Raw genomic sequence first — 25,743 nt, 5'->3', positions numbered from 1 at the left:
CAATGAAAAAGGTCAACCTAGTTTATAACTAAGTATAAACCGAGGCAACCAATTCTATTAATAAGACTGAAAGTAGTCAACTAAAAACGTTAACATACACTAACTTGGATTATCCATAACTCGATTCTCGTTTTTCTCAGCAGCTTGAGATTTTTTTCTCAAGGGCTTAAGAACAAATTCTCAAGGCTTTAAGAATAAATTCTCAAACAGGTGAGATTTAGCCCCAAACTTAAACCAAAAACTTCTTCATTAGGGCGAGTATGAATAATCCAGGTCAAATGATTGCGAATGTACATAAAATAAATAACAAAAGCGAATGTGGTTTTTGTTCATTAAGCATTGAAATTTACTGTCTAAGTCGTATGCAAAGTTCTGAAATAGTTTGTTGCTTCCAAGGATTATTCGGACATTTGCAACAATTTATATGATTTTAATAATTTGTATAGAATATAATCTATGAATGAGTTAAATAAAATAGCTGTTCTCTTCGATTTTGATGGGGTAGTTATGGATACAGAAGGACAATATACCAAGTTCTGGGATGAACAAGGAAGTAAATATTTGCATATAGAAAGCTTTGGTAAAACCATTAAAGGACAAACATTGGAGCAGATTTATAATAAGCACTTTTCCGGTATGGATGACATTCAAATGCAAATTACAGGTGATTTGAATGAATATGAAGAAAATATGTCTTACGAATATTTGCCTGGAGTGGTCGACTTTCTGAAAGAGCTACATGCTAATGGTGCAGGAATTGCTTTAGTAACCAGTTCTAATCTGAAAAAGATGGCTAATGTGTACAAAATACATCCCGAAATGCCGGAGTTGTTCGATGAAATATTAACCGCAGAACGATTTACGAAGTCGAAACCGGATCCGGAGTGTTTCTTATTGGGTATGAAACTGTTGGGTGCCTTGCCTGAAAACTCATTTGTTTTTGAAGATTCTTTTCATGGATTACAAGCAGGTAGATCTTCGGGAGCAACCGTTATAGGATTGGCTACTACGAATTCTCGCGAGGCTATTCAAGGATCTTGCAATTGGGTGATAGATGATTTTGTAAATATGACGTACGATAGATTAATTTTAAAGTCATAACTTTGCTGCTTTGTAATATTTGTAATGATAGATACTGAAAAGCTAATATTATGAGTTCTCCTTTACGTATTTGTTGGGCAAGTATGCTCTTGTTCGCCTCTCAATACATGCTGTTACCAATACTACCGGCTGTATTAGCTATTAATATAGGTCTTTCGGTTGTTTACGCTGGAATGTTTATGCTTTTGCAGACCTTAGGTATGCTTTTGGTTGGACCCTTTCATGGCTTTCTTATTGATACTTATCGGCGGAAATATATTGGGCTGATTTCTTTTTTTGTACTGACATTGGTAAGCGCAGGGTATTATTACGCGAATAGTTTTGTGGAGTTTCTGCTTTTACCACTGCTACATGGCATTGCTTTGGGATTGGCCTATCTGTCGTTAACCACTATTTGTATTGATGTTACGGCATCGGGAGATAGAGATAGAATAAATAAAAAACTTGGTGGTTTTGTTCATTTAGGTATTATATTGGGAGTTGCATTGGGTAGTTTCTTATCTCGGAATAATGGAGATGGATATTATGGCTTTTTGCCAGTGATGCTGGTGTCTATTGGTCTGGTGGTTTGGGGAGCTCTATCCCTTATTTCGGTACCTGTTCCTTTTCGAGCCCCTATCGGAATGCCTGTGTGTTCATTAGATCGCTTTTTCTTACCTCGCACATGGGTGCTTACATTGAATGTTGTTTTAGTGTCTTTTGTATTCGGCATATTTCTGCCACTTATATATTGGGACGACCGGTTTATGGTAGATACTATAATTATTCCTTATTTAACTGTTGCGGGTGTTGGCTTTTTACTTTTATTTTTCTTTAAAAGTATCCTTAAAAGAATAGATGTCTGGAAATTGATTACTACCAGCATAGTGTTGATTGTTGTTGCCATATCGGTATTCCTATTGTTCGATCAGATTGTGTTAAGAGTGATCTCAGCATTTTTGTTAGGAATTGCTTTGGAGGTTGTAGGGCTGACGTTTCTATTTATGTTTGTCGATTTGTCGCATCATTGTCAACGTGTGGCTGCTAATAATAGTTATCTGATAGCATGGCAATTGGGAGTATCGGTTGGTATTGCTGTTGCTTGTTATTTGTGTGTAAATAAACAGTTTAATTTAACTTTCCAGTTGGCAATGTTTTCAGCGACCATTGCTTTGATATTCTTTCTTTTAGTTACCTACCCTTATTATAAGAAAAGAAAAAGAAGTTAATTCAACCATATTGCACGAAATAAAGAATTATGTTACTTTTGTATTATGATAAAGAAGATTATAATAGCTCTTTGGGCTCTTTTAGTTATTGTTGCAGTATCTGGTTTCTTCATTTTTTCAGCTATTGCTGACGGAAAAATAGGATATATGCCTCCTGTAGAGGAATTGGAGAACCCTACTTACAAATTTGCAACTCAGATATTTTCGGAAGACGGCGAACTACTTGGAACATGGTCATTTAGCGACGAAAATAGAGTATATACGGCCTACAATGAATTGCCGGCCAATTTGGTCAACGCATTGATAGCAACAGAGGATATTCGTTTTACGAAACACTCGGGTATTGATGCAAAAGGGTTGGCGCGTGCAGTTATTAAACGAGGTATCATGCAACAAAAAAATGCTGGTGGGGGTAGTACTATTACTCAACAACTTGCTAAACTGCTTTATACAGAAGAAACAGCAAAGAACTACTATGAACGTGCACTTCAAAAACCTATTGAATGGGTGATTGCTGTGAAACTGGAGCGTTATTATACCAAAGAAGAGATACTTACTATGTATCTTAATAAATTTGACTTTCTGAATAATGCAGTTGGAATCAATACGGCTGCTCATACATATTTTAATGTAGACCCTAAGAATTTAAAGATAGAGGAAGCAGCAACTTTGGTCGGCATGTGTAAAAACCCGTCTTATTTTAACCCGAAACGTTATAATGAGCGTGCCAAGGGAAGAAGAAATGTAGTGCTTGAACAAATGTTTAAAGCAGGATATCTTTCCGAACAAGAGAAGGACTCATTGCAACTTTTACCACTTGAACTAAAATATACCCCAGTAGATCATAAATTGGGGCTTGCTACTTACCTTAGAGAATATTTACGTGGTGTAATCAGTGCCCAAAAACCGATTAAGAGTAATTACCGGGGATGGCAGATGCAGAAATTTTATGAAGATTCATTGGCATGGGAAACAAATCCGTTATATGGCTGGTGTAATAAGCATAAAAAGAAAGATGGATCAAATTACAGCATTTATACAGATGGATTAAAAGTATATACCACTGTCAATTCTCGCATGCAAAGATATGCCGAGGAAGCGGTGAAAGAGCATTTGTCTGATTTGCAGGAGCGCTTTTTTAAAGAAAAAAAGAACAATAATAAAACAGCTCCTTATTCTCGCCTGTTAAGTGAAACTCGGGTGAAAGAAATTCTGGATCGATCTGTAAGGCAGAGTGGGCGATATACCAAAATGAAAGCAGATGGTAAAACAGAGGCTGAAATAAGAAAAGCTTTCAATACTCCGGAAGAAATGTCGGTATATACCTGGCAAGGAAACAAGGATACTATTATGACTCCAATGGATTCTATTAAGTACTATAAGCACTTCCTGCGTACAGGTTTTATGTCTATGAATCCAATAAACGGGCATGTAAAGGCTTATGTGGGAGGTATAAACTATACTTATTTCCAATATGACATGACTATGGTAGGACGCCGACAAATAGGATCTACCATTAAACCTTTCCTTTATACATTAGCTATGGAGAATGGGTTCACGCCTTGTGATGAAACAAGAAAGGTAGAAATTACCTTAATACAAGAAAACGGTTTACCTTGGACTCCCAGAAACAGTGATCCTAAAAAACGCTATGGAGAAATGGTTACGCTTAAATGGGGGTTAGCTAACTCAGACAACTGGATCTCGGCGTATCTGATGGGAAAACTGAATCCTTATGCGCTTGTTGGTTTGATTCATAACTTTGGAGTTTTAAATCAAGATATTCCTCCTGTTGTTTCGCTTTGTTTAGGACCATGCGAGGTTTCGGTAGGTGAGATGGTAAGTGCATATACGGCTTTTGCTAATAAAGGAATCAGGGTAGCTCCTTTATTTGTAACCCATATAGAAGATAATGAAGGAAATGTTTTAGACAGGTTTACTCCTGATATGGATGAAGTAATCAGTGTATCAAGCTCTTATAAAATGCTGGATATGATGAAAGCTGTAGTTAATGAAGGAACAGCCAACCGTGCAAAACGAATTTATAAGATTGAAGCTGAATTGGGAGGTAAAACAGGAACAACAAATAGCAACGCAGATGGATGGTTCATTGGCTTTTCTCCATCATTGGTATCGGGTGTTTGGGTAGGAGGAGAAGATCGCGATATCCATTTCGATACAATGAGAGATGGGCAAGGGGCTGCAATGGCACTTCCGATTTGGGGATTATACATGCAGAAAGTTCTGAATGACAAAATATTAGGATACGATCCTAAAGAAAGATTCCAATTCCCTAAAGATTATAGACCATGCGGAGATAGTAATTCGGAAACATTCTATACTCCTGATCAGGGAGGATTGGATGAACTGTTTAACTAACAACGATTCCATGCATACCTGTATTATTTGTATTGGCAGTAATTGTGAAAGGGAAAATAAAATCCCTTTTGCGCGTATGCGTTTGATAAGTCTGTTTCCTTCTGTTCAATTCGAAGAAGAAAAAGAAACAAAACCTATAGGGCTGGATAATCCGGCCCTTTTTGCAAATCAACTGGCAGTTTTTACCACAGCACTTTCTCAGGAAGAGGTGAAAAGTCGGTTGAAGTCCATAGAACTTGAAGCCGGTAGATTGCCGGAAGATAAAAAGAAAGAGAGAATAGTATTAGATATCGATTTGGTGAAGTATGACGATCTTTGGCTAAAAGAGCTGATTCCGGATCTTCTTACTTCTTCCCTTTTTAACTCTAAAATTCAGATGATGAAATTCATAGGTATCATTCCGGCTCGTTATGCTTCCACCCGTTTTCCGGCGAAGCCGTTGGCTATGTTAGGGGGTAAAACTGTTATTCAGCGTGTATATGAACAAGTGGCAGGTATTCTTGATGATGCATACGTTGCAACCGACGATGAACGTATCGAACAGGCTGTTAAAGCATTCGGAGGTAAGGTAGTAATGACTTCGGTGCATCATAACAGTGGTACCGATCGTTGTTTTGAAGCCTATACAAATATCGGGCAACCTTTTGATGTAATTGTAAACATACAGGGAGACGAACCTTTTATTCAGCCGTCTCAACTGGAAACTATAAAAGAATGTTTTAACGACGCCTCTACCCAAATAGCCACTTTGGTGAAGCCTTTTACTGCGGATGATACATGGGAAGCCTTGGAGAACAGTAATTCTCCTAAAGTAGTACTGAATAAAAATATGAATGCCCTTTATTTCAGTCGCTCTGTAATTCCATATATGCGTAATAAGGAAAAAGCAGATTGGTTGCCGAATCATATTTATTATAAACACATAGGGCTATATGCCTATCGGGCAGAAGTGCTGAAAGAAATAACCGCATTGCCTCAATCCTCTTTGGAACTTGCCGAATCATTGGAACAACTCAGATGGTTGGAGAACGGATATACAATTAAAGCAGGAATTACTTACATGGAAACGATTGGCATTGACACCCCCGAAGATTTGCAACGTGCCGAAGAATTCCTAAAAAAACAATCACTATGACACTGTTAAACAGAACTATACAACCGGAAATACGCGAACTGGATCAAATTGGGATTCTCTATCCCGAGAAAACTATATTACCCAATGGCATACCTTTGTATATGATAAGGGCAGGAGAACAAGAAATTGTTCGTCTGGATCTTGTATTTAAAGGTGGAAGTTGGCATCAAACGCAAAAGTTGCAGGCCCTTTTTACCAATCGCATGCTTCGCGAGGGAACGCTAACATACTCATCTGCCGAGATCTCGGAAAAACTCGATTACTATGGAGCATGGTTGGAACTTTCCTCTTCTATGGAATACGCATTTATTACACTCTATTCGCTGAATAAATATTTTGCTGAAACACTGGAAATTCTGAATTCCATAGTGAAAGAACCCATCTTCCCCGAAAGAGAATTTCAGCAAGTGATTGAAACCAATATTCAGCAGTATAAAGTCAATACTCAGAAAGTAGATTTTATTGCTCATCGAAGCTTATTGAAAAACTTGTTTGGCACCAAGCATCCTTGTGGAAACTTAGCGGAGGAAAAAGATTATGATTTGGTTACACCGGATTTATTAAGAGAGTTTTACGAGATTTACTACACTCAAAGCAATTGTTCCGTATACATATCGGGTAAGGTAACCGATGATATTGTAAACCGGATAGAAAGAGTTCTGGGTACAGATTTCTTTGGTAAAGGTACTGAAATTCCTGTGCAATCAGATAAAGTGATTACCATATCAGAGCAAAAAAGAATCTTCACTGAATGCCCCAATGCTATGCAGAGTGCGATAAAGCTGGGGTATCACTCCATTACGCGTTTGCACCCTGATTATCCTAAACTGCGTGTGCTCGTTACACTTTTTGGAGGATACTTCGGGAGTCGTTTAATGTCTAATATTCGGGAAGACAAAGGATATACATACGGAATAGGTGCCGGAATGATGTTCTATCCCGGTACCGGATTGCTGGCTATCAGTTCTGAAACAGATAATGAATACGTGGAGCCATTAATAAAAGAGGTATATCATGAGATTGATAAATTACATCTGGAGACAGTAAGTCAGGAAGAACTGTCTACCGTAAAGAATTATATGTTGGGAGAGATGTGCCGTTCTTACGAATCGGCTTTTTCGCTATCGGATGCCTGGATTTTTGTGCATACTTCGGGATTGCCTGAAGATACTTTTGAACGTTCTCTACAAGCTGTAAGAGAAACAGATGCAGCAGAACTAAAGCGTCTGGCAAATCTTTACTTATGCAAAGAGAGTTTAAAAGAAGTCATAGCAGGGAAAAAGATTGTTTAAAATGATTCTGAATAGTATCGGTTTTTGAGGATAAATTGTACCTTTGTCATATATAGACTAAAGAAGAAATCTGTGCCTAATCCTATTTTTAAAATAAAAACAACTAAGATGAGATACATATATACTATACTCCTTTGCTTTTTCTTATTGCAGTCGGGCTTTGCCCAAAATATAAAAATCGGTACTTTTACTTTTAAAGATGGTGCTGTATACACAGGAGAGTTAAAGAGTAGAAAACCGAATGGTAAGGGAAAAACAGTTTTTAAAAACGGCGATGTATACGAAGGGGAATATGTAAAAGGAAAACGCGAAGGTTATGGTGTGCTTTCACTTCCCAATGGCGAACGATATGAAGGTGATTGGGTGCAAGATCAAAAGCATGGTCGGGGCATATTCTATCTTTTAAACAACAATCAATACAATGGTGAGTGGGTAGGAAACACCCGCCAGGGACAAGGCATCATGCACTACCATACCGGAGATGTATACGAAGGAAACTGGATGGAAAACAAACGCCAGGGCAAAGGTACGTATACCTGGAAAAACGGTTCGACTTATACCGGAAACTGGGTGGAAGACAAGAAAGAGGGTGAAGGCACTTTTATCTGGAATGATGGTACCGAGTATAATGGACATTGGAGCAATAACGTTCGTAGTGGTAAAGGAACTTTTAAATATGCGAACGGTGATAAATATGTGGGCGACTGGAAAAACGATGTGCAACATGGCAAAGGAATTTACTACTTCCAAACCGGCGATCGATACGAAGGAGCCTACGTTGATGGTAAACGTACCGGAGAAGGTGTGTCGAACTTTGTGAATGGAGATAAATATATCGGGCATTACAAAGACGGCGTGGAAGACGGAAAAGGTACTTTTACATGGGCCAACGGCTCTGTGTACGAAGGTCAGTGGAAAGATGGTAAGTTTAATGGTAAAGGAGTTTACCGGTGGGGAAACGGAGATATGTATGAAGGCGATTGGCTGGATAATCAACCTCATGGACAAGGTACTTCCATCACAGACGGCATTAAATATAAAGGTGGCTTCGAAAATGGAATGAAAAATGGTAAAGGCATTGAGATTGATAAAAATGGCAATCGTTTTGAAGGCACATTTAAGCAAGGAAAGAAAGACGGTCCTTTTACCGAAACAAATACTTCCGGAGCAGTAATCCGTAAAGGTACTTATAAGATGGGGCGTTTGGAACATACGCCTGGTAAATAAGAATATAAAAACCGAAAACTTAACGATTCTTAATCCCGAAACTAATTCTCTGTTTATGCTGTTTATAATATAACAATTCAATTATTATAAACCTAAATTAAATAACAGAGTAATTATGGAAACTAAAACTAATGTAAAGAAGCAATCGGCTTCATTGAAAGAAACGGGAGAGTTTTTCGGTAAAATGTATGCCTTCAATAATAGTCTTAAATTATATCATTGGCATGTAAGCGGAAAAGGTAGTTACGCTCAACACATTGCATTAGACCAAGCTTTGGAAGCACTACCGGATGCTCTCGACAGAATTGTAGAAACATCTTATGCACTTCATGGAGATATTAAGGTGGTTATCCCCGAAACTTTGATACCTGTTAATATTGTAGATCATTGCCAGAAATTCTTCGAATATGTAGATTATCAAAGAGACTTGTTCAAAGAAAACTTTACCGCAGCTATCCTTGATGATTATCAGGAAGCAATTCAGCAGTTATTATATAGACTGAAAAGACTTCAATAAAGCAAACTGTGCTTCATGAGAGCCTTCCCACTTTTCCATTATACTGTATATGTTGGAAAAGTTGGTGAGGGCTTTTTTTATTTCTACCTCTTCTTGAGCTCGTTCAACATACGAATACAGATCAACAGAAGGATTACTCCGGTTAGAATAATAGCACCCCATAAGAAGAGGGGTTTCTCAAAGAATTTTCTTTCCGATTCCGGCTCTGGCTCTTGGGTGATGCTAATTAAGTGGGTTGTTTTAACAACAGGTAGGAGTTGTGGAATCTCATTGGCAAAGTCTTGAACATCATAATGTTTATATCTGGTGCCTTGAGTATCGATATGGTATTGTTTTCCTTCCTCAAGATATGCACATAGATATCGAGTGATATCGAATAATCTTATACTTTCAATCTCCAAAGGAGGGTTATCCTGATGGTATATTTCTATGTGGGTATCTTTATCTATCAATAAGGTGTTAAAAAAGAAAGTATTCTCTTCGCGCGAAGAAAGAGAGAAATAATCGAGTACATTTCCTTTTTTAGTAATTTGTACCCTCCGTTTGTAGTGTTCTTTATTCTTTACTGCTATTTCCAGTTTCGATAAATAATACGGATAACTCATAGAAGAGAAAGAGATAAGGGTTCTTTTTTGTTCTTTATCTTCTTCTATAGTAAATCCTTTTGTGTTGATTTCGATAAACTTACCATAAATATTACTGTATTTTACCTTTCCTACTCCTGTAAGGTTGAGGGGACTGCCCGAATTATTAATCACCGTTATTTCATAAAACGTATAATCGCCTTCGGGAAAGCTGATTGCTGTAATCTCGGCACCTGCATCATTCTTAAAAGTGCTTGCTTGTTTAACGGTGAACCACTGTTTGGAGTCGTAACTGCCCCGGATACTGATTTGCTTTTTAACATCCGCGCCTTTCATACATAAATAAAAGCCCGAAACCTTTTCTTTTTCTTTATTATATACCGTTACGATATTTACACTGTCTTTCGCAATGTTTGTTTTCAGTTCATACAAATCAAGTTCTTTCAACTCCTTTACCGGAACGGAAGAACGAATGAAGTAAGGTATCTCTTTTCCTTCTTCGTCGATAATTCTTAAAGTTTCGAGTCCGAGTCCGGCTATCTCCGGGCTTATCTCTATATTATGATAACCGGTTTCGATTGGTATTTGAATGTTTTCCCTCCAATAATCGGTTTGTGCGAAAGTGCTGCCATATATGGTAACAAATAGAAATGTACAAAGAAACCGTTTCATGGTGGTTTTATTCTTTTTCAGATTCATCATTATCATCTTTAATAAGCATTTTAATTTTTTGAATGAGGAACGATACCGACAGGAGAATAATCCCCAAAGCTACAAATGAAATAATTCGCCCTGTTGGAGACATCAGCCAAATATCACTGATATAGAACTTCAGTATGATAAAGGCAAAAAACACCAAAGAGATTTTCCGAAGAATAACTGCTTTGCACTTTAAGCCCCAGATCATTAGAATCATAGCCAATATACCCCAAAGAATTGGGTAACCGAAGGTGTGAACATCATATAAGAGATCACTGTAATTGGTTGCCGTTCCGGCTATTTGAATTATGGTGCTGTCGAGTTCAACGCTCAATATTGCTACTGACAAGGCAACAAGAATCCAACTAAACGTGGTAGCAGTTTGAGATGGAATAATATGTATATTCTTGACAATAGTATAGAGAATGAAAGCAATGCAGGGCAACGATAAATAATGAATAAGGAATAGTGCGCTGCTATATTCTTCTACGAAAATACTTTCCCGGGCATAGATAATAGCAGGTAACGCCACGATAGCAAATACTACAACTAAACCAATTAAGGCATACAGAGCACTTGGAGAAGTTCTTATGTATTTACGATATACCAAAGAAATAACAGCAGCATATAAACTGGTGTATAGAGCAATAAGCATTGTACTAAAACTGTCGATTTTACTTAAGAAACTATGAGATACCTGAGAAACTATTTCGAAGAACGGTACCAAATAAGCCATACTTACCAAAATAACAGTAAGGAATGTAGTAAAAGTATGCCAATCGGATACTACTTTAGCCGACTGCTTGTGGCGGATTAACAGGAATCTACATGCAACAAGTGCAGCAATTACTACCAATCCTGTAATAAAGATGCGGTTGAATATAACGGGCAAACTCTCGGATGAGCCATAATGATGCTCTACATCCATGAAATAGGAAATAAGAGTTAATACACTGATTAATATAAATCCTGTACGGAATACTTTTATTTCTGACTTTAGCCATAACCACAAAAGAATAACCATTTCGGCCGCCCAAAACAGGGTAATAACATGTCCTTTGAGTTGTACAGGAACCGCAAGCGAAGCAAAACTTAATACGATAGCAATAATAAGGTATATCAGACGTTTATCTATATTGCTTCGTTTGAATAACACAATCATTACAAGTGCATTGATTATTGCCATTAAAATGGTAATAATACCTTCTACTCCATATCCTGCTTCCCGAATAACATAAATAGAGGCAGCAAACAATGATAGGTTATTGACGAGTATTAGAATAGCCTGAAAGGCAGAAATATTTTTCCCTGATAAGAAATGATCAAATAGAACCAGCAGGTAAAATTGAACAAAGAACAGAATACCGAATGTTATAGCTCCGATATATTGATCATCGAATTTCAGCAGAAGCCATCCCCAATAGAATAGAAGTGTACATATAAAACTAACAATACCTATGATATTCCATCTCTTACGCATGGAAATAATCAGCATACCTGCATTCAGAATAAATAGGAAGGAGAATAATACCACATAATTCCCACTACCTGTACTTATCATCAAAGGAGAGGCATATCCTCCCAATAGTGAGAATAAGGCAAGTTCTTTCCGATCGTAAAGTAATGAAAGTAGTACCGAGAACAATGTAATGGCTATCAATATAATGAAGGCAAATGTCTGATTAAACAAATGATATTCTCTGAATGCCAAGGTTATAGTGATGTATAAAACAGAGATGCCTCCTCCTGTTAAGATGGCAGAGAATACATTGTACTTCTCTTTTAGTTTATGGGCAATGGCAATAATGGCTCCTCCGGTAATAACTCCGATGGCTACCCGACCGATTTCGTTAATCCAATCCTTGTCGATGGCATATTTAACGAAAAAGCCTATACCCAATACCAATGTAACAATACCTATTTTGCTTAACAGATTTTCGAGGGCGAAAGCACCGGTTTTCTTCGATTCTTCTGTGAGAACAGTTTCTGGCTCTGAATCTGTCTCTTCGGGTTCCGACATAACTGATTCGTTGTAAACTTCCTGCATAACAGGAAAAGGAGGAGGAACTGCTTCCGGAATATATGTTGGAATGATATCGGGTTCTTCCTCGATAACTTCTTCTTTTATTGGTTCTTCGTTGTGTACCTCATTTATCACTGTTTTTTCTTGGGGTTGCAAGCGTTTGATGGCTTCCTCTATCCCTGTAATCTTTTTATTGATAACGGAAAGTTTTACCAAAGAAATAATAGGTAATAAAATAACGGCACCCAGAAATATAACACCAAAGATAAACACTGTTTCCATGTTTGTTTGTTATTAGTAATTGGGGCAAAGGTAGCAGAAAATATATAAAATTCGTACATTTGTCGGATTCACCAACACAAATTAGTATGAAAGCAACTAAGATTCTTGTGATAACCGGATTGTTTTTAACGGTTTTAAGCTGTGGTCAGTCTCCTGATTATGCAGTAGAAATGAATGAGAGTGCTGATATGGTTTTTGAAGAAGAAATCATTCCTATATCCGAAGAACCTACATCAGATAACTCGTTTATATCTTCTTCGGCAGCCGTAGAAACAAAAAAAGATTCTTCCCGACGGTTTATCCGGACGGCCGATTTACGTTTTAAGGTTAAAAATGTAATTCGGTCTACCTATGATATTGAAGCAATAACTGCTTTGCATGGTGGCTTTGTAGCTTATACTAATCTGAAAAGTACGGTAAATGACGTGACTAAAACTCCTGTCAGTGCCGATTCTATACTTGAAACCACACATTATACTGTTATCAACTCATTGGTGATCAGAGTTCCCAATACAGCACTCGATACTGTATTGAAAGATATATCGAGAAATATAGACTTTCTGGATCACCGTATTATAAAGGCTGATGATGTGGCTCTGAAAATATTAGCCAATAAATTAGCGCAGAAGCGTATAGATAAAAGTGAAAAGCGATTAACCAATGCAATAGATAGTCAGGGAAAGAAACTGAGAGAAACCACAAGTGCCGAAGAATTGTTGCTAAGCAAACAGGAAGCAGCGGATAGGGCGATGCTGACTAACCTCTCTTTGGAAGATCAAATTAACTTCAGCACCATCAATATCTATATATACCAACGCCCAAGCATTCGCAGGGAAATCATTTCTAATGAAAAGAATATTGATGAATATACACCGGGATTTGGTGCGAAAGTTGTGAGTGGTGTAAAATATGGTTGGAATATGTTGGCAGCTACGCTACTTTTCCTTGTAAACATCTGGCCAATTGTAGTGTTTCTGGTAATAGCGTTTCTGGCACTTAAGAAGTATAATAAGTTAAAGAATAAGTAGAGCTTTTCTTTTCTCTCAAATTCTCACCACAGGGGACGCAGAGGACACAGAGGTTTAATTAGAAATTTCCTCTGTGTTCTCTGCGTCCCCTGTGGCATATTTCTGATTGCTTTAATCAGATTTTTTCCACGGCCGCAACAAGATTTTTCCACGGCCGCAACAAGATTTTGACGCGGCCGCAACAAGAATTTGTCACGGCCGTAACAAAACTTTGCCGCGGCCGTGGCAAAACCCGGCATAATAAGCATCATGTATGTGCTACAATCACGCGGCGAATGAATTTTCTTCATTAGAAAGTAAATCGTTCAATAACTGTTGAATGGTTGAAGCATACGTTCTGCTTTATTGATGAAAAATCCCTTTTCTACCCAAAAGTGTCTAATGGATAAAAAAAAGTAGCTATTGGAAAAACTGTTACTTTTTTGTTTTTACGTTACTTTGCATCGTAATTGTATCGACAGAACAAAATGGTAGTTGTGGAGAGGTTGAAATCGTGTTTTGACGAATTTGTATTGGTAAAAAGAAAGAAAATTAAACCTATAAGAATGATTTGAATAGTAATAAAACCTCTCTCATAAGCTTAAGATGACTGATTATAATTGACAAACCACTAATTTTTAATTAAGATGAAAACAAAATTTTTATTGGCAGCTTCGTTTATTTTTGCCGTTGGCATGACAAGCTGTAGTAATTCAATGGACGAAGAAAATCCAAATCCAAGTACTAAAGCAGATAATGTTCTAATTGTGAAATTGCCGGAGAATATAAAATATACCCGGGCTGTAGAAGAAACCGTAGCAGGAAACGAAACTACTGTAGATGATATCGCTGTATTTTTACTTGCCGGCGAGAGTGTTGAAAGAGTAGAAACCCTTTCCGAAGCTGAGATTACTAAGGGCGAAAAGCGTTTTGAGCAAATACCCTCACAAGTTGACAACGTGATTGTAGTAGCTAACATTCATGATATGAATATTAAAGATCTTAAAAATGCGAATGCAATATTGAAGGACTTTAAATATGATGTTCTATCACAGCATAAAAAAGCAAAGCTTGGTGGTAAAACTTTAATGGGAAGAGCAAATGCTACTGTGCTGAGCGAAACAGAAACAGAGGTGGCTCCTGTAGACGGACATCAGTACAAACAAGCCAATGTGACTCTGAAATCAATTACAGGTCGTATTGAGGTTGGAGCAGTTGTACCCGGCGAAGGGGTTGAAACAGTAGAACTATCTTCTATATATGTGAATAATTTTAATGAATACCATCCGGGAATTTCTCCAGTGTTATATAATGAAGACCACAAGTTTTGGGGAGTAAATATCACAGGAAATAATCCGGGTGCAAATATCGGATCGGAAAATCCTATTGGTACTATTACAATAAAAATGACTCCGGAAGATACTTACCAACCAATTGTTTATCATACTTATGGTAGCACCGATGTTACAACAACCGGAAATAAGGCTTATGCTTTCCATGTATTTCCTAACAGTTTGCCTCATATAGTAATGCTTGTAAAAGTAGAATTGAAAGAAGGCTATTATGAAGTTAAAGATGGCAAAGAACTTAAATACAAATATGGTTTTGTAACATTCAGCAAATACAAAGATGTAAGCGGTTATATTCAATCAATGGAAGCCCATAAAATATATAAAATGGGTGTTGGCACCGGCGGTATTCCAATCAATGCCAAAGATATTACCGACAAACCGGAAAAAGGTCCGTACGACTTAGGTGTGAAAATTGAAATTGCTGACTGGGATATTCATAATGTAACTCCTGAAGTATAAACAATTGTTGAAAGGTAAATGAATGATATTACTGAGATAGGAGAGTGCCTATCTCAGTAAAACTCATCAATTAAAGTTTGTATAGCGTAACCAAAGGAAGGGATATGAATATAAGAATGAAATTGAAAATTCTATTGATAGGCTGTATATCATCCATTCTTTTATTTTCATGCATTGCAGAGGGGTTGCCCGAATGTCCTCCTTCAGTTACTTTGCAGTTAACGTTTAGCTATTTGGGCGATACGAATGATCCTTACATGTTTGGGCGTAAAATAGATCATGTAACCCTTTTTGTTTACGATGAGAATGAAAAACAAGTACTGACCCAAACCCTGAACAAAAACGAACTGACAAGACAACAAGGTACAGACTTGTTTCTTGATCCGGGAAATTATAAGATTGTTTGTTGGGGAAATGCCCATGAGTTTACCCGAATCTATCGACATGAATTATTTACTGAGAGTAGAATTCATCACCCTAATTTTTTCGATCATTCGAGTATAACCACCAACAGCCATCTTTATTATGGTGCATACAGCGCAACAGTTCCGGAAAATGGAATGGCAAGCGGAGATGTATCCTTTTGCGGTGCACATATCAATGTAGAAGTCTATATACGCGATTTGACATCAAAGAATGCAAACAATAGTTTGCCACAAGTGGAGGCGCATAACCTTATGCCACAATACGATATGGAAATGAAGCCTGTACAACCATACTCAACAACTTATTATCCGGAAACAAACTTCAATGCAGAGCGGGGAGTGAGTCAAACGCTATTTCAGGTATTGAGGTTTAACGACGATAATCCGGTTCGTATAGAAGTTAAAGAACCAGATGGAAAATCGAAATGCCGTATCGAACTAAAGAAATATATGGCAGATAATAAGATAACTGTAAACGGGAAAAACGAAGCAACAGTTTCGATACTTATTGAAGATACAGATCTTGGAGTAGCAATTAAATTGCCCGAATGGGTTATTAATGAGGTAACTCCGGGTACCAAATAGAATACATATCCGAAGATATGAAACAGACCATAATATATACACTTTTTTCACTTTTACTCTTTTCTTCCTGTGGAAATGAGTCGGAAGAGCAGGCTGTGATGCCCTTGGAAGAGGTATATATGAATATCTCTACCCGTATACTTGACCCGTCGATGACAAAAGTACGTATCATTGTTGCGGATGAACTATCAGGGCAAATATTACTCAATGAGTATCCGGTACAACCGGAAGAATCAACCGGAGAGTATAAACTTTCCGTACGTACCGGACAACTTAATTTTTATGTGATTTTAAATGAACCTATTACGCTGACATCGCAACTTTCGGGCATCAAACACCATTCAGCTATTTCTGTATTGAAGCTGAATGGTGTGGATCTGCCCTCAGAAGAACCTATTGACGACTCCTCGGAACAGACAAATTTACCTGCAATGGGAATGGTAAAGGCTCTTGTTCGCGCATCCGGTAGTATACCCGGAGCCGGTGAGGCCAGTATAGATGGGGGTGTCAGTTGGAGTAATACATTAAATATTGACCTTCAGCGATTAGCTGCCAAAGTGACATTAGCTTTGCGTAAGAAAACATTGAAACAGGATATGATAATAGTTAATAAAGTATCTCTTACTCATATTCCCTATTATGAATATCTTTTGCCAAAAGCTTATGCAGCATTACAGTTCGAATCGCCTTTAGTATATAACACGGCGGCATTATCATTTACAGAAGATACAGAATATTACACCAAAGTATTTACTGATTATATTATACCGGAGTATATACCAACAGATCCGGCCAATAAAGAAATGGCACTTTGTGTAAAGGTTGAAGCAAAATACAATCAAAGAAATGTTGTTTACTACATACCTGTAAGAGCAGACCTTGATGTAGAAGACTACTCGATAAAGCGAAACAACCATTACCTCCTCAAAGCAACGTTAACCACAGTGGGCGAAACAACATTCGTACCGGAAATTAGCTATCAGGTGGCCAACTGGTCGGATGTTATTATGGAGTCGGAATTTCTGGAAGAAACTGCCATTACATTCTCGCGGCGTTGGGGCAATACAGCTATCACCGATACGGATATTCATATCGGAAATAATGAATACCTGGAGTTTTACTTTACGCTTTCACGACCCAAAGGAAGTACCTGGGCGGCAACACTTACTAATGGTATTGATTTTATGTTTGATGAAACCGACGGAGCTGTATCAAGTGGTATTGCACGCGAAGGATATGAGTATAAAATCCGAATCAAACCTCGCCGTGAGACACAGCTTAATGGAATAAAGACCGATTTTTACATTACAGTCAATAATGGAATGGGTAATGTAGAGCTTAACTTACCCAATCAATCGGTAGGAACGAAAAGCAGGTATACCATTATACAAATACCGGGATAAGGAAATGAAAAATATATATCTAATATCATTTTGTTTAGTATTGACTCTCTTTGGTTGTGGAAACGAAGAGGTGATAAGTGTAGATGATGTGAAGGGACAAACTGTTGTATTTTCTCTTATAAACAAAGACCATGATGCAGCTATGCGTTCTACCACTTCCGGAGAGGAGTCACTAAATGAGAATCTGATAAACCGTTTAGATGTTTTCTTCTTTAACGAATGGGAGCAGTGTTTATACTATCCTTCTGAAACACAAATGGTTAAAGAGGGTACAATGGTAAAGATTAATGTTCCGGAAGACGTGATAGATGTGCTTCTCGGAGAAAATCTAAAACTCTATGTGGTAGCTAACTGCCATTTGGAAAGAAATGTTCTTGAAGGAAAAACATACAAACAATTAATTGAAACAACGCACGGGGTTTCCACCGATTTTAATCCGTATCCTTTTGTTGCTCAGACCGATTTCCTTATGGATGGTGTTTTGTTGGTGAATAATCTTACAGAAGATCGTACCAACCTTGGCGAGGTAACTCTTAATCGTGCTGCATCGAAAATAAAAGTGCAGATCACGGGGGCAACTATCGATGGTTATACACCGGTAGAAGCTTTCGTCAGGATAAATAATTATTTGGAGTCAACCACATTAGGAGGAGAAGCGCCCTTGTATGTTCCGCAAAAGAGCGATTATAAAAACTCTGCATACCGATCAATATCTTTGCCCGGTGGCACTCAGGTAGATACAGCCCCGTTTTATTCCTATGCCAATAACTGGGAGTATGGAGATTTAAAGGAGAGTTACATTACAATTCGGGTAAAATGGTATAAAAATGGAGGAGGGGCAGAACCGAAAGATTATTATTACCGCTTGCCTTTCAGTCATATTCTTTCGGGAGAAGATAGATATGCTTTGAAGCGTAACCATACCTATACATTTAAAGTTAATATAGCTGCATTGGGAGGGTTAGATTCCGATGAAATGATTGAACTTACTCCCGACTTTGTAATTAAAGAATGGAGTACAAACCGGATAGTAGCCAAACTAAACCAGTATGATTATCTGGTAGTTTCTGAAACAAATGTAGAGATGCACGACGTAAATACAAGGTCGATACAATACATATCGAGCCAACCGGTAAGTGTGGATATACAGGAGGTTTATCATTTCACTTATTTGTCGTTGGGAGATATACAGACTAATAAAATTTTACCGGGAGATGCTCGTTATCCGAAGATTGAGGCAGATGAAACAACAAATAAAATCAGTATAACCTCGCCTGTACCCATAAACTATGTACCAGTGATGATGCGTTTCAGGGTGAAGAATACCAAAGGACTTTATCAGGATGTATATGTTATACAATATCCGAGGCAATATATAACTTCCCGGTTTTCTAACAAAAGCGATATTAAGTGGGCTTGGTATGATGTCAATTGGGAGTCTTTTTGGTCTAACTACGGAGATGGCGGTGTGGGCATGCAAAACTTCAATCTCTATACAGTAACCACCACTTCGGTAAACTCCGGTGATGCTTTTATTGTGGGTGGAAACATGAGACATAATGAATATAACCTTACAATGGAGGAGGTGCTGAATGTAACCAACAAAGATGCTGAAACTAATAATATGATATCGCCTCAGTTTGTTATTGCTTCACAGCGTGGAATTACTTCTACAAAAACGTCTTATTCGGCAGCGCAGGTGCGCTGTGCATATTATATGGAAGGAACTTTCGACAGAGGTACATGGAGAATGCCTACCGTGGCAGAGATGTTGCTTATCTCTAAACTCCAGATGGATGGTAACAGTGCTATTAAAGGCCTCTTCACCCCGGGAAACAGTGTTGTTGATGGTTCCGACAGATGGTGGGCAGCAAGGCAGGATGTCATAAATGGGGTGGACTACTATTATAGCGTCAGAGTTACTACAGGAGAGTTGGTTAGGCAGGCTTATTCGCCGGGAAATAATTATGCCTCTGTACGCTGTGTTCGTGATGTATGGAAGAATTAATAAAGATATTAGTATGCAGAAAATAGGCTATAAAATATGGATAATTACACTCGCCTTTCTGGCAGTTTCCTGTGCAAAAGATGATTCTATAATCGAGCTTTCGGCTGATAAACCGGATGTTTTTACTTTCAAAATACATATTCCGGAAGAGCAAATAATCAATAGCCGAGCAGAAGTTATTCAGCCTGGTGTAATAGATAATTTGTATCTTCTTGTGTTCGATGCAGAAGGTACGTTTCTTACCCGCATTCAGGCAACTCCTACTAAAGATCTGGATAAGTACAGTGTATTGCTGCCACCAACCGCCTCGAATGCTTCTGCAGAAGAGAGAAAACGTATTATTCATTTCATCTGTAATTACAATTGGGCAGACTTTTCGGATGTACAAAGTATTGGTAAACACGAAAATGAACTGGTTTCCATTCTTTCCGTTACAAATACCAAAGTAGCTTACTGGCAACGTATGGAGCTGGCAAATGGTATTACTCAAAATGCTTTCCCGGCTACCATAGAGCTTTTAAGGAATGTAGCAAAGATATCTGTAATAGATAATTCCATTTATAACGAAACTAAACCTTTTCTTGCCGAAACCCAATTTGCATTAGGAGATTATTATAATTACGGAACCGTAGCACCTTTTAATACTACCTCTCTTGCTTTTGAGGAAAATGTAGTTTGCGAATCGCCTTATAGTACACCTCAGATGGTATCCGAATCTGCTTTTGTCAGAGCTGGAGAAGGCTTGTATGCAGGTGATGCTATATTGTGTTATGAAAGAAAGAACTCTCTCTCTAAAACTCCCATGTATATAATAGTGAAAGGGAAATATAGTATGGATCAGCAGGTTTACTATTATAAAATAGATATTGTTGATGAAGAGAAAGGAGTTTTATTTGATATTACACGCAATAGTCATTATATCATTGATATACAAGAAGTAGAATCTCCGGGTTACAGTACACTGCAAGAGGCTGTAAACAGCCCGGCCTCCAATAATCTTCTTTATTCTGTGCTACTGGATGATTATACGGCTATATCCGATGGTCATTCTGCTTTGAGAGTGGAGATGACTTCGAAAACCATTGTTGAACCTAACAAGGAGTTCAGTATATATTTCAGCTATATGCCGGATATTACTACTGAAAATGAAAATAACAGTTTTGTTTCAATAGAACTTCAACAAGATCCAACTATGCCGGTAATTGATCCTGCCTCTCAAATCATTACCAGAGAGGCAGGCAAAGCATGTTATACGGCAAAAACTGTGGCTACTGTGCCGGAATACGAAATCTATACAGCCCGGGTGGTACTAAAGGCAACTTATAATAATAGTGCATTGCGTCGTACGGTTACTATCATGTTTCGTCAACCTTCAGAGTTTGAGCAAATGCATATTTCTCCGGTTAATATACCTGCTTCCGTGGGTGCAGATGTCGATTTGCATTTTACAATTCCATCTAATGTAAGAAGCAGCCTGTTTCCGATGGAGATTTTTATAACAACTTTTACTCTAACCCCCAATTTGGCTTATAATGATCAGGATAAACTAACCCTCGATTATTCTAAGCCCGGGCTGTACCGTTATAAGTTTATTGCAAGAGATACCGGAGATTATACATTGCATTTTAAAACTACATCAGTTAAGACCAGTGAAGCACTTCTGATTGAATCTGAGTTGTTTGCTACTGCTCAATTAGATTTGAAGAATTAGAACACAAAGAAGAGGGGTGTCAAAACAAAAAAAACGACACTCCCTCGTTCATTATAGGCTTAATTATTTATAATAAATCCAGCATTAAAGGAATATCATCTGCACTAATTCCCTGTGCTTCGAGAAATCTTTCGTCTTTATAGAACTGATTGAAGAAATCTTCTTTGTCTTTAGAGTTTTGAAGTGATTGGAGATAGAAAGATATGGCCATCTCTGTATTTCCCGAGCACCAGGCTACGTGTCCTGCATTCAGATAATCGGAGGCGATGGGTTTCTTTTCAATGATCTTTTCATAATACCGCATAGCCTGTTCCATCTTTCCACTGATGAATGAACACCACCCTATGGCGCGCCAAACCTTTAGGTTTCCGGTATTCATAAAGTCAAGTTTGAAGAAATACTGCAATGCCTCTTCGCTTCGACCAAGTTCAGCCAGGCAACTTCCGATGTTGAATAGCAAACTTGCACTGTCCGGATGTACGGCTTCTACTTTCTTGTAGTACTCAAGTGCTTTATCGAATTCATTGATTGTTCGGTAGCAGGTGGCCAGGTGGCGGTTGGTCCAAATGCTGTCAGGTTTCATCATATCTGCTGTCAGATAGGCTTCGATTGCTTCTTCATATCGTTGCTCTTTTTGCAGGCAATATCCTATTTTCTGATAGACTTCCGCATTATCACCACCAAGCTCAATTAAGCTTTTGTATACCTGAATGGCTTCATTGGTATTTTCTTTTCGGAAAAGAAACTCGGCTATACTTTGTATATATTCGGTTTTATATAATGTCGGCTGAAGTATTATATAACGATATAGTCGTAGAGGTTCATTAAATATATCCCGATATTCGTGTCGGCGAGGATATAGTTTAAAGAATCGATATAGACTGTGTATGTATAGATTGCTGATAGATTCCGGCTTCTCGAAATACTTTTTCATGGAAGCAAGCTTCTGATCGTCTCTCAATTCATTTATCTGCTGTTCGGATAGTTGGCTCAGCATCATGTCGCGCTGCCCCTGAGGAATATGCATCATGGTAAAACACATAGAATACTTATCACTGTCGCAAAATAGACCGGATTGGAAAATCATATCTAATAATGAGGACTTATCATTACTAAATTCTTGTATAACAGAAGAATGCTCAGTGTCGAACGGGTAGAACCAATTAGCCATTTTCTTAAAAAACGGATAGTTCTTTAATTGAGCAAATGTAGTCATGTACACATCGGCACCTTCCATTTGAAGCTCACTCATTTCACGTAGCTTTTCCCCTATGGAGGAAGATTCAAAGTTTTGAATCCAGTCTGGGTTATGATCATTGTTTTCTTCGTCAGTTTCATCGAAGTCAAACTTCATATTACGCGGGTTAACGCTTTTCATCATTTCCGGAATGATTTCCTCGCGCATTTTCTTATCTATTTTCTTGGTTTCCTGACTGCGGAGTAATTGAATTTGTACCCGACAAAGCTCTTGGGCAAATTGTTCGTTTTCATTTAGTAAAGAGAGGCGGGCAATGATTTCCGGATAAAGCAACATGCGTTCGTGATGCAGTTGGAATAGAAAAGCCAACCCAACCAGTGCCCGTTGATTAACCTGTGTATTTGTATGTTCGTAAGCATCGAAAAGCCATATCAGTTTACGTATATCAAAGCAAGCCATTAAACTCATGGTTACGGCACTCACAAGGAGAGAAACATCATTTAGAGGAACATTTTCTGATTGAAGAAATTCATTTGCTTCATTGTTTTCCTGACTATTCCAGGCACTATTGGTCCATACCACTTCGAAAAGATTCTGTTGGGCGTTTTCATGAGTATGACGCACTTCCAAGGCTTTCTCTGATGTCTTACCTAATAAGTCGGCTATGGCTACATCTTCCTTGTATGTTTCCATTTGTGTCAACAAGGTTTTGAGAGTAACTTCAGGAAGCATTTGCATAAATCTCTTCTTACTGAAATAATGGCGGGTAGAGTCAACAGCTTCAAGTAAGAGCCTTACTTGGTCTGCTACAGCCAAGGTGTCAGTCAGTAGTTTATTTTGTAGCTTTTGGCGTTCCGGATCTTTTATATTGCGACGCATGTAATCAAGCATGTACGTGTAAGACGTTTCTATTCTGTCCAGTTCGCTCATCACTTGCCAGCCATCGGGAGCTCCTGCAGCAAGCTCGCGCAGGTTTTTCAAGGCTTCTTTTAGTTGCCTGCGTCTGAGAAGTTTAATAGTGTCGTGGTATCTCTTAACTGTAGGATCTTCCATATTTCAAATTATGATTTTTAGTTTTTAATGCTTTGTTTCAATCCATGTTAGTTTTTTCCATATCCATTCAAACGGTCCGCGTGGATATTTGTTTAACCAAAGGGTACAGAAAATCATTTGCGACAGCACAAAAATAATGCCAAAAAAGAAACTACATATAGTTTCGAGATATCTTTCTTATTTTTTTTGTATTTTGATATAAGTCTATTCTGACCTTGTATGAAGTAGGAATACTTAATCTATGTTATAATGTCTTGATTTCGGTTATAAAGTTTTGCCGGTTTGCGGGAAACTTTTATATTTGTACTGTGTTTTTCATAGTATTAGATTTAAGGTTAATAAAGATTGGTTGCTCGTGATGAGTGACCTTTTTTTTGCTCTGTTTTCGTAATTATCTCCTCATATACTCCTCGTACTCCAAAGAAGCCATAATAAATGTACCAATTGCTTTTCCTTCGTTCTCTACAATAGTTACATCCTTTCCGCAAAGGTAGTAATTAGCGGTTCCGGTGCGAGATGGGTCTTTAACCGGACCTAAACCGGCAGACGCACAAGACTGTATAATATCTATGCCTTCACCTTGTTCGCGAATAAATGTTTTGAGTAAGCCTTGATATGCTTTTTCGGCTACTGGTAGGTAAGTATCTTTATCCAGCAATCCTAATCGAATACCTTTCAGATATGAATATGTGAAGATAGAAGAGCAAGAAGCTTCGAGATAGTTAGGAGCCGTTCCTATATTATATGTGTTGTCATTTACAATGTCTCCTTTGCCGTCGGCTGTTTTAGTGGCATCATATTGTAACAGTTGGTACCATACCCCTGATTCTTGATCTTGCCAACGTTTTAATCCGGCAGCTACTTGGTTGAAGATGGTTAACACGGCTTCATAATCGGGATGATCTTTAGGCATGTATTCTAACACATCTGTGAGTGCTGCAAAATACCATCCCATACCACGTCCCCAGAATTCTTTACTGCATCCTAAGAAGGGCTCTTCCTGATTTGCCCAGAAAGAATTAGGATCAGTAGGTTCGGCAGACCATGCGTGGTAGTTTAACTGCTTTTCGGCATTGTAAGTATATTGATGAATTATCTTAAATTGATTGGCAATATCTGCCCAACTTTTTTTATTGTCTTCCACATCAGAACCACCAAAGGCATGTTGCCATTCTGCATAAACGGTAGACCCCATATACAGACCATCGAGCCACATTTGATTAGGGTAAACAGCTTTATGGAAGAAACCTCCTGCACCGGGCAATCCTTCTGCGATGCGCGAATGATCGTATTTTAATTTATTGCGAATAACACCTGCGGCTGTTTTATAGCGTTCCGCATCTTTGGTATTTCCTTTTTTCAGTTCTTCTGCATAGAGGGTGAAGTATATTCTTCCGGCCGGCAAATCATCTATGTTGTCGGGACGCAAAGCTGTTTCTCCTTTAGAGTTGAGAATCATGGTACCATCTTCATTGGTGTTTCTGTCGGCAAAAGCTTTAACAGCTTCATAATAGGCTGTTTTTTCCGGATACATGCTCCAGGCTTTCAATACGGAATTGGCTACAAGTCCCGATACATAATCCCAACCGGTATTAGATAATTCGGTTTGGTGTTTGCGGTTGCAATAGAAGTCTTTTAATCCGTGAGACTCTACCATCTTCTGCGACCATTTGGGTGTTTCTGTCTGAGTAGGCGCGCAAGCAGCTACTAATAAAGGGAGAGCGAGTAATAGATATTTTCTCATAATTATGTATTAATATTATTTTTCGATAGCAAAGGTAGCTTCTGAAACCCTCGGATTATAGTAATAATTGGTATTAATTCTCTATAAATTGATACTAAATGTCTTTGAAATGAATGTCATCAAGCTTTTTGAGCTGAATCTCGCCGGCTTGAGTATTTATTCTTAAGCCCTTGAGTATTTATTCTCGAGCTCTTGAGTATTTGTTCTCAAGCCCTTGAGAAAATATTCTCAAGCCGTTGAGTAAAAATGAAAATTGTATGTTAACGTTTTTAGTTGACTACTTTCAGTCTTATTAATAGAATTGGTTGCCTCGGTTTATACTTAGTTATAAACTAGGTTGACCTTTTTCAT

Annotated in this window: 18 protein-coding genes and 1 pseudogene; 14 read left to right on the top strand and 5 right to left on the bottom strand. The window is 38.1% G+C overall.

What is annotated here, in order from left to right:
• Nucleotides 1–456 precede the first annotated feature (456 nt).
• From D0T60_RS16625 to D0T60_RS16595, 8 genes and pseudogenes are all read left to right on the top strand, one after another.
• Entirely contained in the window at nucleotides 457–1,101 is a 645-nt protein-coding gene (locus D0T60_RS16625; RefSeq protein ID WP_163219267.1) for an HAD family phosphatase, read from the top strand.
• Between the two features lie 50 nt (nucleotides 1,102–1,151).
• Nucleotides 1,152–2,309 (top strand): MFS transporter, encoded by a 1,158-nt coding sequence (locus D0T60_RS16620; RefSeq protein ID WP_163219265.1) that lies wholly within the window; start codon nucleotides 1,152–1,154, stop codon nucleotides 2,307–2,309.
• A 45-nt stretch (nucleotides 2,310–2,354) separates the two neighbouring features.
• Entirely contained in the window at nucleotides 2,355–4,688 is a 2,334-nt protein-coding gene (locus D0T60_RS16615) for a transglycosylase domain-containing protein (protein WP_163219263.1), read from the top strand.
• Nucleotides 4,672–5,022 (top strand): annotated as a pseudogene (locus tag D0T60_RS19085) (2-amino-4-hydroxy-6-hydroxymethyldihydropteridine diphosphokinase); the annotation flags it as partial. The gene D0T60_RS16615 and the pseudogene D0T60_RS19085, both read left to right, overlap by 17 nt.
• A gap of 45 nt (nucleotides 5,023–5,067) precedes the next feature.
• On the top strand, nucleotides 5,068–5,823 hold the full coding sequence (gene kdsB, locus D0T60_RS16610; RefSeq protein WP_370524789.1) for a 3-deoxy-manno-octulosonate cytidylyltransferase: 756 nt from the start codon (nucleotides 5,068–5,070) through the stop codon (nucleotides 5,821–5,823).
• Entirely contained in the window at nucleotides 5,820–7,115 is a 1,296-nt protein-coding gene (locus D0T60_RS16605; RefSeq protein WP_163219261.1) for a pitrilysin family protein, read from the top strand. Before kdsB ends, D0T60_RS16605 begins: the two co-directional genes overlap by 4 nt.
• A 108-nt stretch (nucleotides 7,116–7,223) precedes the next feature.
• Nucleotides 7,224–8,342, top strand: coding sequence for a phosphatidylinositol-4-phosphate 5-kinase (locus D0T60_RS16600; protein WP_163219259.1), 1,119 nt, complete (start codon nucleotides 7,224–7,226; stop codon nucleotides 8,340–8,342).
• 115 nt (nucleotides 8,343–8,457) lie between these two features.
• Nucleotides 8,458–8,859 carry a DUF5856 family protein gene (locus tag D0T60_RS16595; protein WP_163219257.1) on the top strand — a complete coding sequence of 134 codons (402 nt, stop codon included), beginning with the start codon at nucleotides 8,458–8,460 and terminating at the stop codon, nucleotides 8,857–8,859.
• Between the two features lie 83 nt (nucleotides 8,860–8,942).
• Here D0T60_RS16595 and D0T60_RS16590 read toward each other — a convergent pair whose 3' ends face one another.
• Both D0T60_RS16590 and D0T60_RS16585 read right to left on the bottom strand, forming a co-directional pair.
• Complete coding sequence (locus D0T60_RS16590) at nucleotides 8,943–10,145, bottom strand: hypothetical protein (RefSeq protein ID WP_163219256.1); 1,203 nt, start codon at nucleotides 10,143–10,145, stop codon at nucleotides 8,943–8,945.
• On the bottom strand, nucleotides 10,123–12,447 hold the full coding sequence (locus D0T60_RS16585) for a DUF2339 domain-containing protein (protein WP_163219254.1): 2,325 nt from the start codon (nucleotides 12,445–12,447) through the stop codon (nucleotides 10,123–10,125). The genes D0T60_RS16590 and D0T60_RS16585 overlap by 23 nt, the downstream gene beginning before the upstream one ends.
• A gap of 86 nt (nucleotides 12,448–12,533) precedes the next feature.
• Between D0T60_RS16585 and D0T60_RS16580 the strand changes: the two genes are divergently transcribed.
• From D0T60_RS16580 to D0T60_RS16555, 6 genes are all read left to right on the top strand, one after another.
• On the top strand, nucleotides 12,534–13,475 hold the full coding sequence (locus tag D0T60_RS16580) for a DUF4349 domain-containing protein (protein ID WP_163219252.1): 942 nt from the start codon (nucleotides 12,534–12,536) through the stop codon (nucleotides 13,473–13,475).
• Between the two features lie 626 nt (nucleotides 13,476–14,101).
• Nucleotides 14,102–15,265: a hypothetical protein gene (locus D0T60_RS16575; RefSeq protein ID WP_163219250.1), complete on the top strand. Its 1,164-nt coding sequence runs from the start codon at nucleotides 14,102–14,104 to the stop codon at nucleotides 15,263–15,265.
• 116 nt (nucleotides 15,266–15,381) lie between these two features.
• Nucleotides 15,382–16,275 carry a FimB/Mfa2 family fimbrial subunit gene (locus D0T60_RS16570; protein ID WP_163219248.1) on the top strand — a complete coding sequence of 298 codons (894 nt, stop codon included), beginning with the start codon at nucleotides 15,382–15,384 and terminating at the stop codon, nucleotides 16,273–16,275.
• A gap of 17 nt (nucleotides 16,276–16,292) precedes the next feature.
• A complete protein-coding gene (locus D0T60_RS16565) occupies nucleotides 16,293–17,678 on the top strand; it encodes a hypothetical protein (protein WP_163219246.1) in 1,386 nt (461 codons plus the stop codon).
• 4 nt (nucleotides 17,679–17,682) lie between these two features.
• On the top strand, nucleotides 17,683–19,686 hold the full coding sequence (locus tag D0T60_RS16560; RefSeq protein WP_163219245.1) for a fimbrial protein: 2,004 nt from the start codon (nucleotides 17,683–17,685) through the stop codon (nucleotides 19,684–19,686).
• On the top strand, nucleotides 19,646–21,397 hold the full coding sequence (locus tag D0T60_RS16555; RefSeq protein ID WP_163219244.1) for a hypothetical protein: 1,752 nt from the start codon (nucleotides 19,646–19,648) through the stop codon (nucleotides 21,395–21,397). Before D0T60_RS16560 ends, D0T60_RS16555 begins: the two co-directional genes overlap by 41 nt.
• Nucleotides 21,398–21,464: 67 nt before the next feature.
• Here the strand turns inward: D0T60_RS16555 and D0T60_RS16550 are convergent, their stop codons facing one another.
• From D0T60_RS16550 to D0T60_RS16540, 3 genes are all read right to left on the bottom strand, one after another.
• Nucleotides 21,465–23,648 (bottom strand): tetratricopeptide repeat protein, encoded by a 2,184-nt coding sequence (locus D0T60_RS16550; protein ID WP_163219243.1) that lies wholly within the window; start codon nucleotides 23,646–23,648, stop codon nucleotides 21,465–21,467.
• A gap of 24 nt (nucleotides 23,649–23,672) precedes the next feature.
• Nucleotides 23,673–23,807 carry a DUF418 domain-containing protein gene (locus D0T60_RS16545; protein WP_370524787.1) on the bottom strand — a complete coding sequence of 45 codons (135 nt, stop codon included), beginning with the start codon at nucleotides 23,805–23,807 and terminating at the stop codon, nucleotides 23,673–23,675.
• A 232-nt stretch (nucleotides 23,808–24,039) separates the two neighbouring features.
• Nucleotides 24,040–25,392 carry a glycoside hydrolase family 105 protein gene (locus D0T60_RS16540; RefSeq protein WP_163219241.1) on the bottom strand — a complete coding sequence of 451 codons (1,353 nt, stop codon included), beginning with the start codon at nucleotides 25,390–25,392 and terminating at the stop codon, nucleotides 24,040–24,042.
• Between the last annotated feature and the right edge of the window lie 351 nt (nucleotides 25,393–25,743).

It is taken from the genome of Bacteroides sp. 224 (assembly GCF_010500995.1).
GTDB lineage: Bacteria > Bacteroidota > Bacteroidia > Bacteroidales > Bacteroidaceae > Bacteroides.
Note: the sequence above shows the minus strand (reverse complement) of the source record. Positions and strands in the feature narration are given on the sequence as shown.